The organism is Hyalangium versicolor, from assembly GCF_020103695.1.
In the GTDB taxonomy this organism is placed as follows: domain Bacteria; phylum Myxococcota; class Myxococcia; order Myxococcales; family Myxococcaceae; genus Hyalangium; species Hyalangium versicolor.
Window position 1 is genome coordinate 216,746 of sequence record NZ_JAHXBF010000014.1, and the last position, 14,320, is coordinate 231,065.

The 14,320-nt window shown below is 69.7% G+C and carries 10 protein-coding genes; 2 read left to right on the plus strand and 8 right to left on the minus strand.

Annotated features, from left to right (window positions below; translation table 11 throughout):
- Nucleotides 1–104: 104 nt before the first annotated feature.
- Complete coding sequence (locus KY501_RS28360) at nucleotides 105–797, plus strand: type 1 glutamine amidotransferase domain-containing protein (protein WP_224366593.1); 693 nt, start codon at nucleotides 105–107, stop codon at nucleotides 795–797.
- Nucleotides 798–815: 18 nt separating this feature from the next.
- On the opposite strand, the gene KY501_RS28365 is transcribed toward KY501_RS28360, so the two are convergent.
- The gene (locus tag KY501_RS28365; protein ID WP_224366594.1) at nucleotides 816–1,856 is read right to left on the minus strand and encodes an oxidoreductase; all 1,041 of its coding nucleotides are present in this window, start codon (nucleotides 1,854–1,856) and stop codon (nucleotides 816–818) included.
- A 180-nt stretch (nucleotides 1,857–2,036) separates the two neighbouring features.
- On the opposite strand from KY501_RS28365, the gene KY501_RS28370 reads away from it, so the two are divergent.
- Nucleotides 2,037–7,100 (plus strand): tetratricopeptide repeat protein, encoded by a 5,064-nt coding sequence (locus KY501_RS28370; protein WP_224366595.1) that lies wholly within the window; start codon nucleotides 2,037–2,039, stop codon nucleotides 7,098–7,100.
- Between the two features lie 4 nt (nucleotides 7,101–7,104).
- Here KY501_RS28370 and KY501_RS28375 read toward each other — a convergent pair whose 3' ends face one another.
- The 7 genes from KY501_RS28375 to recG form a co-directional block, all read right to left on the minus strand.
- A complete protein-coding gene (locus KY501_RS28375; RefSeq protein ID WP_224366596.1) occupies nucleotides 7,105–7,842 on the minus strand; it encodes a competence/damage-inducible protein A in 738 nt (245 codons plus the stop codon).
- 11 nt (nucleotides 7,843–7,853) lie between these two features.
- Nucleotides 7,854–8,516, minus strand: a complete 663-nt coding sequence (gene tmk / locus KY501_RS28380) for a dTMP kinase (RefSeq protein ID WP_224366597.1) — start codon at nucleotides 8,514–8,516, stop codon at nucleotides 7,854–7,856.
- Complete coding sequence (locus tag KY501_RS28385; protein WP_224366598.1) at nucleotides 8,513–8,854, minus strand: hypothetical protein; 342 nt, start codon at nucleotides 8,852–8,854, stop codon at nucleotides 8,513–8,515. Before KY501_RS28385 ends, tmk begins: the two co-directional genes overlap by 4 nt.
- 58 nt (nucleotides 8,855–8,912) lie before the next feature.
- On the minus strand, nucleotides 8,913–10,133 hold the full coding sequence (thrC, locus tag KY501_RS28390) for a threonine synthase (protein WP_373691651.1): 1,221 nt from the start codon (nucleotides 10,131–10,133) through the stop codon (nucleotides 8,913–8,915).
- 119 nt (nucleotides 10,134–10,252) lie between these two features.
- Complete coding sequence (locus tag KY501_RS28395) at nucleotides 10,253–10,831, minus strand: hypothetical protein (RefSeq protein ID WP_224366600.1); 579 nt, start codon at nucleotides 10,829–10,831, stop codon at nucleotides 10,253–10,255.
- Nucleotides 10,832–10,879: 48 nt separating this feature from the next.
- Complete coding sequence (locus tag KY501_RS28400; protein WP_224366601.1) at nucleotides 10,880–11,515, minus strand: protein-L-isoaspartate(D-aspartate) O-methyltransferase; 636 nt, start codon at nucleotides 11,513–11,515, stop codon at nucleotides 10,880–10,882.
- 66 nt (nucleotides 11,516–11,581) lie between these two features.
- A complete protein-coding gene (gene recG / locus KY501_RS28405) occupies nucleotides 11,582–14,293 on the minus strand; it encodes an ATP-dependent DNA helicase RecG (RefSeq protein ID WP_224366602.1) in 2,712 nt (903 codons plus the stop codon).
- Nucleotides 14,294–14,320: the final 27 nt, after the last annotated feature.

The window sequence follows — 14,320 nt, forward strand, 5'->3', positions numbered from 1 at the left end:
ACATATTATGTGAAGACACCCTCGGTTTTCTTGCGAAGCCCCGAGCGGTACCTCTCTGCGCATCGCCCCCCATGCAGGGAGGCACGATGCAAGGAGCAACCACGATGAAGGCACTGACCGCGATCAAGATCCTGTTGATCGTCACCAGTCACGAGCAGATGGGGACCACCGGCGAGCAGACCGGCTTCTGGCTGGAGGAGCTGGCGGCGCCCTACCGCGAGTTCACGGCGGAGGGCGCGCAGGTCGACATCGCCTCTCCCAAGGGCGGCAAGGCCCCCGCCGATCCGCGCAGCGTGAAGGACGCCTCCGAGGAGACTCGCGCCTTCCTGTCCGATCCCCAGGCCAGGTCCAAGCTGGAGCACACGCTCGTATTGGGAGAGGTGAAGGACACGTACGATGCCTACTTCGTCGTGGGTGGCCACGGAGTAATGTGGGATCTGGCGACCCATGCGCCCCTCCACAAGCTGCTCGCGAGCGCGTACGCCCGCGGGGCGGTGGTCGCAGCGGTGTGCCACGGGCCGGCGGCACTGGTCGGAGTGAAGGGCGCGGACGGCAAGCCGCTCGTTGCCGGCAAGCGCGTGGCGGCCTTCTCCGACGAGGAGGAGCGCGCGGCGAAGCTCGACAAGGTGGTGCCCTTCCCCCTGGAGACGCGCCTGCGCGAGCTCGGGGCCCGCTACGAGCGGGGGCCCATGTGGGGCAGCTTCGCCGTGCGCGACGGCCAGCTGATCACCGGCCAGAACCCCGCTTCCTCGGTGGCTGCCGCGAAAGAGGTCATCGGCGCCCTGCGGAAGAAGTAGGCCCGGGCTCGCGCCCGCTCAGTCCAGCGGAACCGTCCGCCCCTCTTCGGCGCTGCGCTGCGCGGCTTCCAGCACCTGGATCACCTGCGCCGCGCTCTCCGCCGTCACGGGCACCGGGCCCTCGCCCCTCATGGCGAGGACGAGCTGGCGGTAGAACTCCTCATAGCGTCCTGGCACGGTGGGCACGCTCCCGCCCCGGCTCAGCCGTCCGTGCCGCTCCGGCGGTTCGGCGCCCCACCCTGCCATTCCGGGCCTCAACCCGGCCTTGAGCTGCTCCTCTTGCGGATCCAGGCCGTGCTTGAGGTAGGCATCCGCCTCGCCCTGCACCACGAAGCGCGGCCACGGCTCATGCACCACCGAGCCCGAGTGCAGGATGACGCGCAGCTCGCCGTAGCGCAGCAGCAGGTGGAACCAGTCCACCGCCTTCCCCTCGGCCCGCTGCCGTCCGACATCCGCGATGATCGAGTCGGGCATCCCGAAGAGCTGGAGCGCTTGATCCACCAGGTGAGGCCCGAGATCCCACAAGGTGCCACCTCCCGGCACGTCCTCCTCCTTCCAGCGCTTCTTCACCTGCGGCCGGAAGCGATCGAAGTGGCTCTCGAAGCTGTAGAGCTTTCCCAGCCGGCCCTGCTCGATCAGCTGGCGCACCGTCAGGAAGTCCCCGTCCCAGCGCCGGTTCTGGAAGACCGTCAGGCACCGGTGCTTCTCCCGAGCCAGCGCCCCCAGCCGAGCGGCCGCTCCCGATTCCAGGGTGAACGGCTTCTCCACGACGACGTGCTTGCCCGCCCGAAGCGCCTGCTCCGCCAGCGCCGCATGGCTGTCATTCGGCGAGGCGACGACGATCAGCTCGAGCTCCGGGTCGGCCAGCAGGTCCTCGACGGACAGCACGCGCGCTCCGGGCCAGTCGCGCGCTACCGCCTCGGCGTTGCGGGTGGCAATGGCCCTCAAGGAGAGTGCCGGTTCCCTGGCAATCAAGGGAGCATGGAAGCTGGCCCCGGCCAGGCCGTAGCCCACAAGGCCCACGCGGAAAACATCTGGGATCAGAAGTGGATCAGGCACCCCCAGACGGTAACGCGGTCCGTTCCGGGGCCCAAGCCCCCGCCTCCTTGCCTACCCAGGGGGCGGCCCTGCTTTTCACCAAGGAAGTCGAGGACTTGAGAGGTCAGGCAAGCACGTGTTACGACCGCGACGGCCAGAGCCGCAGCCGCGATCTTCCCCTCTGCCGGAGCCTGCTTCCCCATGAGCGAGCAGAACGATCTCACGAGGACTTCGTCCTCCGCCTCCATCCCCGCGCCGGGAACCCCTCCCGTGAAGCCCGCGACGGAGGTCCTCGCCCAGAACATGAGCGCCATGCCGGCAGCCAGCACCCCCGAAGACGATGCCCGCGAGCGCCTCGCCGCCCTCGAGCGCGAAGCCCGAGCCATCAGCTCCTCCGATCCCCAGGCTGCTGCCCTGCTCTTCCATGAGATGGGCCTCCTCTGGGAAGAGACGCTCAAGAACCCGCGCAACGCGGCCGTCGCCTTCCAGAATGCCTACAAGCTGGCGCCCAAGTTCCTCGTGAACATCCGCGCCGCGCGCCGGCTCTTCGCGGACGTGGGCAACTGGCAGATGGTCATCCAGCTGCTGGACGCGGAGCTGGGCGGCACCGAGGATCCTCGCCAGAAGGCCACGCTCCTCTTCGAGAAGGCCTCCATCCTCGAGGAGCGCCTGTCTCGCGAGGCGGATGCCAAGGCCGCCTGGAAGATGAGCCTGGAGCTGAAGCCCACGGAAGTCGGCCTGCTCATCCAGCTCGAAGCACACTACGCCGCCCGCAACGACCACGAGTCCCTCATCGAGGTGTACCGGCTGCTGGCCAGCACGCTGGAGAACCCCACCCTCCGCGCGCACTACCTCACCTCGGCGGGCCTGGTGCTGGAGGAGCGCCTCAAGCAGCGCGAGGCCGCCGCCGTGTTCTTCCGCCAGGCCTTCGCGCTGGACCGATCGGACCTGCTGCTGCTGGCGGCCATGAAGCGCCTGGCCGAGCGCGAGGGCCGCGCCGACGAGTTGCTGGGCGCGCTGGCCGCCGAGGCCCACGTGCTGGGCACCCAGGCCACGCCCGCGTACCTGCAGATCGCCAAGGTCTACGAGCGCATGGGGCGCAAGGATGACGCCCTGGCCGCGCTGCTGGCCGCGCGCCGCGTCACCCCCAACGAGCCGCTCGTGCTCTCCGAGCTGGCCGGCATCTACGAGACGCAGGGCCGCTACGAGGAGCTGTCGGACGTGCTGCTGGCGTGGGTGGGCTCCATCAACGACGAGAGCGAGCTGGTGGCCATCAACCTGCGCCTGGCCGCGCTCTATGAGGAGGATCTCAAGCGCGAGCAGGACGCCGTCTCGCGCTACCAGGCCATCCTCTCGCGCATCCCCGGCCACGGCCCCGCGCTGGCCGGCCTGGGCAAGCTCTACCACCGGCTGCAGAACTGGGAGGGGCTGGTCTCCGTGTTCGACGCGGAGCTCGCCGCCGCCGAGGACGCCCGGCAGAAGGCCGCCCGCATGTACAAGGCGGCCGAGGTGCTGGAGGAGAAGCTGGGACGGCAGGAGGATGCCATCTCCCGCTACAACACCTGCCTCCAGCTCCAGCCCGGCTACCTGCCCGCGCAAAAGGCCCTCTCGCGCCTCTACGAGCGCCAGGGCCGCTTCGCCGAGCTCGTGGGCATGTACGAGCAGGATCTGCTGCAGACCGCGGATCGCGATCAGCTCATCTCCACGCTCAACAAGATGGCGGTCATCTACGAGGACCGCCTGGGCGATCTGGAGCACGCCATCGAGTGCATGAAGCGCATCCTCGATCTGGCCTCGGATCACCTGCCCACCATCCGCAACCTGTCGCGGCTGTACGAGCGCGCCGGGCGCTACCGCGAGCTCATCGAGTCGCAGGAGCTGGAGGGCTCGTTCGCCGGTGACACCAAGCAGGTGCTGTCGCTCTACCACCGCAACGCGGAGATCCTGGACGAGAACCTCAAGGATCGCCCTGGCGCCATCTCCATGTACGAGCGCGTGCTGTCCCTGTCACCCTCGTACCTGCCCGCGCTCAAGGCTCTGGGCCGGCTGTACGCGCTGGAGGGCCGCTGGAACGAGCTGATCAAGATGTACCGGGCGGAGGCGGAGATCTCCCCGTCCACCGAGCAGGCCGCCACGCTGCAGTTCAAGATCGGCGAGCTGTACGAGCACCGCCTCAAGGAGCAGAACGAGGCCATCGCCGCCTACGAGGAGGCGCTGACGCTGGCGCCCAGCTACTTCCCCGCGCTGCGCGCCCTGGCCCGCATCTACCGGTCCAACTCGCACTGGGAGAAGCTGATCGAGGTGCTGCGCGCCGAGGCCGCCAACCGCATCGATCCGGTGGAGCGGGCCAACGCGCTCTTCCAGGCCGCCGCCATCTGGGAGGATCAGTTGCAGCGGCCGGAGCTGGCCATCGAGGGCTACCAGGAGGTGCTCAAGGTGACGCCGGGCCACGCAGCCTCGCTGCGCGCCCTGGAGCGGCTCTACACCACTCAGGACAACACCAAGGAGCTGGTGGCCATCCTGGATCGCGAGACGCAGGTGGGCCAGACGCCGGGCGCCAAGGTGGCCGCCTACCTCAAGCTGGCGCGCCTGTACCTGGATCGCTTCCAGGAGCCCGCCCGCGCCGCCCAGTGCTGCGAGGCCGTGCTCCAGCTGGATGCGGGCCAGTTCACCGCGCTGAAGATGCTCGAGCGCATCCGCTCCGGAGACAAGCCGCGCCGCGCCGAGCTGCGCTTCCGCCTCTCCGAGCGCGTCCCCGAGGCCCGGCTCCGCACCGCGCTGCGCCTGTCCGCCGCCGCCGATCAGGACAAGGGCTCCACCGAGGCCACGCTGGAGGAGTACCGACAGGCCTTCCAGGAGGATCCCGCGGACGTGCGCGTGGCCTTCGCCCTGGAGCGCGCCCTGCGGCAGGCCGGTGACTTCGCGGGCCTGGCCTGGCTCTTCAGCCGCCGCCTGGAGATCGTCACCGAGCCCATCGAGCGCGTGGAGTTGATGCTGCGCAGCGCCGATCTGGCCGAGCACAAGCTGGGCGATCTGGAGCGCGCGGGGCAGCTCTACCGCGCCGCCCTGGAGGGTCAGCCGCAGTGCCTGCCCGCCCTCATGGGCTCGCGGCGCGTGCAGCTCAAGCAGGGCAACGCCGCGGCCGCTCGCGCCACCCTGGAGGCCGAGGCCCGCGCCAGCCGCGATCCTCGCAGCGCCGTGGAGGCCTTCATCGCCGCCGCGAAGCTTGCCTCCTCCCGGCTGAACGATCTGGACGGCGCCGCCGCCCTGTACCGCGCGGCCCTGGAGAAGGAGCCGCTCAACCCCGTGGCCACCGCCGGGCTGGAGGATCTGCTCGCCCAGCGCGGGGGCACCTCGGATCTCGCGGCCCTGCACGAGCGGCGCGGCGAGGCCAAGCTGGCCCAGCGGGACTACGCCGCGGCAGCGGCCTCCTTCATCAGCGGGGCAAAGCTGTGCCTCACGGCCCTGAACGATCGCTCCAAGGCGATGGTGATGCTGGAGCGCGCATTGTCCGCGGTGCCGAACTTCCCGGATGCCCTGGAGCTCAAGGGCAAGCTGCTGCTGGAGAACCAGCAGTATGCCGAGGCCGCCGCGGCGCTCGCCCAGCGCGTGCAGCAGGGAGGCGATCCTCGCGTGCTCGCACAGCACCACCTCACCCTGGGTGGCCTGTACCAGACGCACCTGAACGAGCCGAGCCGCGCCTCCGCGCACCTCCAGACGGCGCTGGCGGCCATGCCGAAGAACGAGGAGGCCCTGGATCGCCTGGCCACCCTGCACGCCCAGGGCCGCAACTGGTCCGGCGCGGTGGACTGCCTCAAGCGCCTGCTGGAGCTGGATCTCACGACGGCGGACCGGGCGCGCCACACGGTGGAGTTGGCGCGCATCCATGACGAGGGCCTGGGTGACACAGCGGGTGCCTCCGCGCTGTACCGCAAGGCGCTGGAGCTGATCCCCGGGGACTCGGAGCTGGTGGACCGGCTCGTCATCCTCTACGAGCGCGCCCACAACCTGCCGGAGCTGGCGCAGATGCTGGAGGCGCAGGTGGGGACGCTCGCCTCGGTGGATCCGAAGCGGGCCCAGTCCGTGCGGATGCGGCTGGCGGAGCTGTTTGCCCGTCAGCTCGATCAGCCAGTGCGCGCCACCGCCGTCTTCCGCCAGGTGCTGGAGCACGAGCCGACGAACATCTCGGCGCGTGCGTCGCTCGCGGAGCTGTACACGCGCGATTCCACGGCCACGGCGATGGCCATCGAGGAGCACCGGCAGCTGCTGAAGCTGGATCCGACGCGAGTGGAGAGCCTCCACGCCCTCTTCAAGCTGTGGGAGGGCCTCAAGCAGCACGACAAGGCCTTCTGCGCGGCGTCGGCGCTCCAGTTCCTGCGCTCGGCCAATGAAGTCGAGGTCGTCTATTACAACGAGGCCAAGGCCCGGCTGGCCCAGGACGCCAAGGAGAACCTCCCGCTGGCGGACCTGGACGGCATGCTGCTGCACCCATCCACGCGCGGACCGCTGCTGGAGCTGCTGCGCGCCATCGGCGATCAGCTCAACAAGCTGCACCCGCCCCAGTTCGAGATGCTGGGAGTGGACAAGAAGGCGGACAAGCTCAAGCCGGACACGGCGGTGTTCAAGGCCATCCGCGCTGTGGCGCAGGTCTTCGGTGTGGAGGAGTTCGAGGTCTACCAGTCCCGCCGCGGGCTGATGACGCTGGAGACCACCGAGCCGCTGTCTGTGTGCGTGGGCCAGGACGTGGTGCGCAAGTTCAACGCCCGCGAGCAGAAGTTCCTCATCGGCCGCGCGGTGCTGGGCCTGCTGAACAAGTCGGCGGTGCTGTCGAAGCTCTCCCAGGGCGAGACGGCGGATTTGTTCGGCAACTCGGTGCGCATCCACTCGGCGCAGTTCACCGCGCTGGGGCGGAAGAACGACGAGACGGTGAAGCAGCTGCGCAAGCTGTACTCGCGCAAGGCGCTCAAGGCGCTGGAGACGCCGGCCATGGCGCTCGCGGCCGATTCCTCGAAGGTGGATCTGAAGAAGCTGACCGAGGGGCTCTCACTGTCCGCGGATCGGGCCGGCATGCTGATGTGCGGCGACATCACCGTGGGCCTGGGACTGGTGCTGCGCGAGGACCCGTCGATGGCGAACTCGAAGGTCGACTCGATGGATCCGGTGTTGGCGGCGCTGAAGGCGCGCGACGACCTGAAGGATCTGCTGAGCTTCTCGCTGTCGGACGACTTCTTCCGGCTGCGGCAGCGGCTGGGGCTGGGGCTGTAGCCGGTTACTCCTGGCGAACCACCGTATCCGCGGGCAGCCCGCCGCGGATACGCGCCAGGGCCTCCTCCACGGGGGCCAGCTCGGTGGACTCGATGGTCACCTTGACGCGGTAGTCCAGCGCCGGGTCGAACACCGGGTATGAGCCGATGGCCACGTGCGGCATGTCCAGGGCCACCCGATCCAGCACGGCGGCGATGCTGCTCTCGCCCAACCGCAGGTAGAGGGTGCGCAGGTGGACCGGCGTACCGCGTAGGCGCTCGAGCACGGTCTCGAGCTGGAGCTTGAAGAGCTGGGGCACCCCGGGCAGCAGGAAGGTGTTGTCCACGGTGAGGACGGGGAACCAGCTCCCCTCCTGGGGCAGCAGCACAGCCCCCTCGGGCGCGTCGGCCAGCCGCATCGCCTCTTCGGTGATGTTGAGGTGATCGGAGCGCTTGCGGATGAGCTCCACCATCTCGGGCAGGCGCACCACCTCGCGGCCCATGGCGAGCGCCACCGCGCGCACGGTGACGTCATCGTGGGTGGGGCCGATGCCTCCGCTGGTGAAGACGTAGACAGCCTTCGAGCGGGCCCGCGCCACCGCGTCGACGATGGCGTCTACATCGTCGGTGACGATCTCCACGGAGCGCAGGGGGATGCCCACCTCGCGCAGCCGGCGGATGAGGTAGGGCCCATTGGCATCCACCACCTTCGCCGTGAGCACTTCATTTCCAATGATGACCGCTGCCGCGCCGGTGCGCTCCATGGGCGCCGACTCTAGCGCACGCGCTTGCGCCCGAGCACCGTGCGGATCTCCGCCAGCGCCGCGTCCGTCACCGCCTCGACGGGCTGCTCACCGTCGATCCGGACGATCTTCTCCTGCGCCTCGCGCCGGCGGATGGCCTCCTCGTACTGACGGGCGATCCGCCGCTGGAGCGCATCCTCCTCGAAGAGCTCCTTCGCCCCACCCCGCGCCGCTCTCCGCTGCGCCGCCACGGACGGAGACACATGGACGAACAACGTCAGATCCGGAGGCACCGCGTACCCGTTCGCCGCCTCCACCCACGCCATGGACAGCGACGCACCCTGGTAGGCCAGTGAGGACAGCACGTACCGATCGCTCAGGACGATCTGCCCCGCCTCCAGCGCCGGCAGCACCCGGGCCTTCAGGTGGTCGGTCCGGTCCGCAGCGTACAGCAGGGCCAGCGTCTCCTGCGCCAACGGCCCCGCGCCTCCCGGCAACACGAGCCGCCCCGTGAGCGCCTGCCGGATCAACGTTCCAATGGGCCCATCCGATGGCTCCCGGGTCGTGAGCACCGAGTGCCCCTCGGCCCGCAGGGCCACGGCCAGACGCTCGGCCTGGGTGGTGGTCCCCGCCCCATCCAGCCCCTCCAGGACGATGAAGCGCCCACGCCCCGGCTTTCGACGGAGCGCGCTCACCGAGGCAGCAGCGTCGAGGGGTTGTCCAGATTCAGCTGGCGCCGCAGCTCCAGCAGATCGCCGTACCGCTTCAGTTCCTCGGCCAGCTCGCGGCGCCCCTTGAGGTAGCGCACCAGGGCGTAGGTCGCCAGCGCCAGCGCCAGCGTCGTGGCGCCGAAGGCCAGCACCGGCAGCTTCGTGGAATCCCAGAACAGCTTGGCCGCCGCGCCTGAGAAGATCAGGGCGACGATGAACGAGATGGCGCTGTGGGCGAAGTGGAGGATGCTCTGGCGGGTGGCCAGGCGCTCCTGAAGGCGCTCGAGCTGCGAGCGCGGATCCTGGGGGGTTTCGGCGTTCACGGAGCCGGGGACATACCGCAGCCCCGGCCCGCCGTCGAGCCGTGAACGTCTCCCTGCGTCATCCCAAGGACGCCAGGGCCTCCCGGACCGCTCCCAGCTCCGCGGGCAGCTCCAGGGGAGGATTGGCCCGCCGGCTCTCCACATCCGCCAGCGTGCCCCGGTGGTAGCCCACCTTGAAGTCCGCGAACTTCAACCCGTGCGCCGTGGACACCACCACCACGCGCGAGCCCGGTGCAATCACCTTCTGCGCCGTCAGCTTCTCCACCGCCGCGAGCGCCACGCCCGTGTGCGGACAGGAGAAGGTGCCCTCGCGATCGGCGCGGGCCGCGGCGTTGGCCAGCTCGGACTCGGTGGCCTCCTCCACCACGCCGTCGAACGCCAGGAGCGTCCGCACCGCGCGCCGGTACGACACCGGGTTGCCGATCTGGATCGCCGAGGCCAGCGTGCGCTCGGCCTTCACGGGAACCAGCTCCTTGAAGCCCCCACGGAAGGCACGGAACAGCGGGTTGGCCCGTTGGGCCTGCGCCACCGCGATCCGCGGCAGCCGGGAGATGAGCCCCAGCGCGTGCATCATCTGGAAGCCCTTGCCCAGCGCGCTCGCGTTGCCCAGGTTGCCGCCGGGGATCACCACCCAGTCCGGAGGCTCCCAGCCCAGATCCTGGCACAGCTCGATGGCCACCACCTTCTGGCCCTCGATGCGCAGCGAGTTCATCGAGTTGGCCAGGTACAGGCCCCGGTCCTCCGTCACCTGCTGCACCAGCCGCATGCAGCCGTCGAAGTCCGTGTCCAGCGACAGCACGCGCGCCCCGTTGGCGATGGGTTGCACCAGCTGCGCCAGCGACACCTTGTCCTTGGGCAGGAACACCACCGAGGGGATCCCCGCCGCGGCCGCATACGCGGAGAGCGCCGCCGAGGTATCTCCCGTCGAGGCACACGCCACGGCGCGGATGGGCACGCCCCGGGCCCGCAGGTGCTTCACCGCGGACACGAGCACCGTCATGCCCCAGTCCTTGAAGCTCCCCGTCGGCGAGACGCCGCACTCCTTGAGCTCCAGGCTCTCCAGCCCCAGCTCGGAGGCCATGCGCCGCAGCGGCATGAGCGGCACCCGGCCCTCACCCAGCGAGACAATGTCCCCCACGGGCAGCTCCGGACACACCCACTCGTGCTTGCCCCAGACGCCCGAGGCGTGCGGCAGCCGCGAGGAGCCGAAGCGCGACTCGAAGCGGCGCTTCCACTCGGTGGCTGACACCGAGCGCAACGCCTCCATGTCGTGCGACACCTCCAGCAGCGAGCCGCACTTGGGGCAACGGTAGATGACTTCCCACAGGGACGAGCGGAAGCCGCAGCCTTCGCTGCAGGCGAACTCCGCACGGAAACCAGACACAGAAGCAGACACGCTCAATCCTCCGCCACCACGACTCGGGTCCCACACACCGAGCAGATCTTGTTCGGCCGGGTGGGCGTGCGGCACTTCTGGCAGGGCATCCAGTTGGCATCCTCCGCGTTCCCAGCCCCCTTCGCCGCGGCGCCCTGCGCTCCCGCCGCGGGGATCACCTTGGGCAGACGCATGCCGCAGCGATCGCACACGATGCCCGAGGCCTGGACGTTGCGGCAGTACCGGCACACCACCGCGCCCGTGGGCGCCGCCGTCCGCACGCCATCATCCACGGCGCGGCCGGTGTCCAGATCGGCCACGGTCTCGACGGCGACCTTGTCGATGGGCGCAGCACGCGTGCGCTCCATGTCCTGCACCACCTGGGCCGGCAGGTCCGGGCCGGCCTGCTGGCGGGTGTGGTCCAATTCGGGAAGGGTGGGAGCATCCACCGCCACGCGACCGCCAGCGTGGTGGGTCTGCTCGAGCTCAGGCAGGGTCGGCACGGCGACGGCGGCAACCTTGGGCACCTGGAGCTTCTTGCCGCAGTTGTCGCACTCGTCCCCTTGGGCCTGCTGGTGTTCACACACCGGGCAGATGATCATGGGCGCACGTTAACGGGCCCAGGTGCCCTGGGGCAACGCACTGTCACCTCAACCCTGGTGCCGAGCCTCGCCCGTCATGGGGACGAACCGTACCGGGAGCAGGTGCTCGACCCGGGGAATCCCCCCGGAGGGGGCTCGGGTGATGCGCAGCAGTTCCTGATTGCCCCCCTGGGGCCCGACCGGCATCACCATCCGGCCACCCGGCTTGAGCTGCCCCAAGACCTTGGGAGGCACGAGCTCGGGGGCCGCCGTACCGATGACAACGTCGAACGGGGCCTCCTCTGGCCAGCCGAGCGAACCGTCCCCCTCGCGCAGGTGCACGTTCTGGAAGCCGAGCCGCTCCAACAGCGCCCTGGCCGACCGGGCGAGCGAGGGGACGATCTCCACGGAATACACCTCCCCACACAGTTGGGCGAGGACGGCCGTCTGGTAGCCCGAGCCGGTACCGATCTCGAGCACCCGCTCGTGCCCCTGGAGTTCCAGGGCCTGGGACATGAGCGCGACGATGTAGGGCTGGCTGATGGTCTGCCCGTGGCCGATGGGCAACGGCGAGTCGGCCGTAGCGGAGGAGCGAGCGTTCTCGGGAATGAACTCCGCCCGATCCAGGCGGGCGATCGCGTCGAGCACCCGCCGATCCCGAATGCCTTGCCGTGCCAGAAAGTCTGCCAGTTCGACGTTGCCCATGGCGCACCTCCTTCGCCTCAAGGGTAGGCATCGGCACGAGCCTGCGTGCCGAAGCGAGCGCCTCCTCTACCCCACCCGAGCCAGCGCCAGGCGGCCTTCCCAGCGCTCCTCGAGCGCTTTCACCAGTCCCTGATGCTCGGACGATCGCAGGTGGGGATCCTGCGCGAGGATGCGCCGGGCCTCGACCTGGGCGATCGAGAGCAGGTCTCCATCCCGCGCCAGGTTGGCGACGGCCAGCTCGGGCAAACCGCTCTGCCGGGTGCCGAGAAACTCGCCGGGGCCGCGGATCTCCAGATCCTTCTCGGCGATGACGAAGCCGTCGCTGCTGTGCTCCATGACCGAGAGTCGCTCGGTGGACTCCCAGGAGCGCGCGGGGCTGGCCACGAGGAAACAGTGGCTGATGGCGGCACCGCGCCCCACCCGGCCTCGGAGTTGGTGCAACTGCGAGAGGCCGAAGCGCTCGGCGGACTCGATGACCATGACGGAGGCGTTGGGCACATCCACGCCCACCTCCACCACGGTGGTGCACACGAGGACGTGGATCTGCTTCTCGCGGAACGCCTCCATGACGGCGTCCTTCTCCTCGGGCTTCATGCGCCCGTGGAGCAGTCCCACCTTGGCCTGGGGGAACACCTGCTGGAGCTTCTCCGCGCCGCGCGTGGCGTCCGCCAGATCCAGCTTCTCGGACTCCTCCACGAGCGGATAGACGACGTACGCCTGATGGCCCTTGGCGATCTCGGCGGTCACGGACTCGTAGACGCGGGCGCGGTGCTGCTCGCTGAAGACGCGGGTAGTCACGGGCGTGCGGCCCGGGGGCAGCTCGTCGATGATGGAGATGTCCAGCTCCCCCGCCGCCGTCATCGCCAGGGTGCGCGGAATGGGCGTGGCGGTCATCACGAGCACATCCGGCCTGAGCCCCTTGCTCATGAGCGTGTGGCGCTGGAGCACCCCGAAGCGGTGCTGCTCGTCGATGACGACGAGCCCCAGCTTCTCGAAGGAGACATCCCCCTCGAGGAGGGCGTGAGTGCCCACAGCGAGGTGGATCTCGCCTCGGGCCACGGCTTCGCGCACCTCGCGCTTCTGCTTCGCCGTGCCGGCGGCACTGAGCAGCCCCACGCGGTATCCAAGGGGCTCCAGCAGGCGGCGAAAGTTGCGATCGTGCTGTTCGGCGAGAATCTCCGTGGGGGCCATCACGGCCACCTGGTAGCCGTCCTCCAGCGCGATCATCGCGGCCACGAGCGCCACGGCCGTCTTGCCCGAGCCCACGTCGCCCTGGATGAGCCGGTTCATGGGCTCGGGGCGCGCCATGTCGACGGAGATGTCCTCGATGACGCGGCGCTGGGCGCCGGTGAGCTGGAACGGGAGCGAGCCGCGAGCCCGCTCCATGCGCTCCGGGCTGACATTGAAGGCAATGCCCTTCTCGGCCTTCACGCCCAGCCGCTTGAGCCCCAGGCCGAGCTGAAGGAAGAACAGCTCATCGAACGCGAGCCGCAGGTGGGCCGGACTCCGGTGGCCATCGAGCCGATCCAGGTCCCAGTCCTCTGGAGGGAAGTGGATGCTGCGCAGGGCCTCGGTGAGCGTCATCAGATTGAGCCGCTTGCGCAGAGCCTCGGGCAGGGGCTCCTCGATGTGCTGGGCGTAGGACTCGGCGACGCGGGCGGCGACCTCACGGAAGGAGCGCTGATCGCCACGCTCGAAGCCCGGATAGACAGGGACGATCCGGTTGAAGTGGACGGAGGAGGACTCGATGTCCTCGGCGGGCTCGATCTCCGGGTGGGCGATCTCGCGTCCGGTCACGGAGGCGCGGACTTCTCCCGAGAGCACGATACGCTTGCCCACGGTGAAGCGGGCCTTGAGCCAGGGCCCCGCGTGGAAAAACGTGGCGGCGATGCTGCCCGAGCGATCCGCGATGACGGCCTTGAAGTAGCGCTTGCCGTTGCGCCCGGCGGCATAGTCCGCGTGCTTGACCACGCCCACGGTGACGCCGCGCCCGCCAGGCTCCAGCTCGGCGATGGTCTGCAGCTTCCGCCGGTCCTCATAGCAGCGAGGCAGCAGGAAGAGGATGTCGCCCACCCGACGCAGGCCCTTCTTGTTGAGGGCGCCCAGCAGGCGCGGACCAAGCCGCTTGCCCAGCGTCTTCAGCGGAACGGACAGTGGCCCCGAGCGAGGAGCGATGGAAAGGAGCTTCGCCTCAGCCCGAGACTCCTCGGCCCCCGTGGCCTGCTTGCGCTTCTTCGGAGCGGCCTTCTTCTCCGCCACGGGAGGCGGACGAGGAGGAGGTGGTGGTGGTGCAGGCCGGGAAGCCGGAGCCGGAGCCACCACCAGGGGTGCCGCAGGCTTCGCCACGGGCTCGGTGGACTTCCAGGGCGGGACACCGGCAACCGGGGGCGGAGTCCCAGGCCCGCGAGACACGGGGGGCAAAGGCGGTGCCACCATCCGGGCCTCCGGCTCCGCAACACCCATGAATGACGGCTCGGGAGCACTTCCCCCCGATTCGCCCCGAATCACCTGCTCCAGTTCCCCGGGCAGCGCCACCCCGCCCATCTTCAGCGCGGCCACCACCCGCCGCAGCGCGGCCTTGCGCCGGTCGAGCTGGGCATCGTCCACATGGGGCAGCGCGGCCCGCAGAAGCGACAGCGCGCGAGGCTCTACTCCCGACGCCCCGGCCAGGGCCCGCTCGATGACGCCGCGCAGATCCCTCACGGTGGAGAGCTGGGCGAAGTCCCGCTGACACGCGTAGCGCAGCGGTCCCACGAGGCTGGCGAGGGGATGGTTCACAGGCGGGTCCGAGCGCTCATCGTAAAG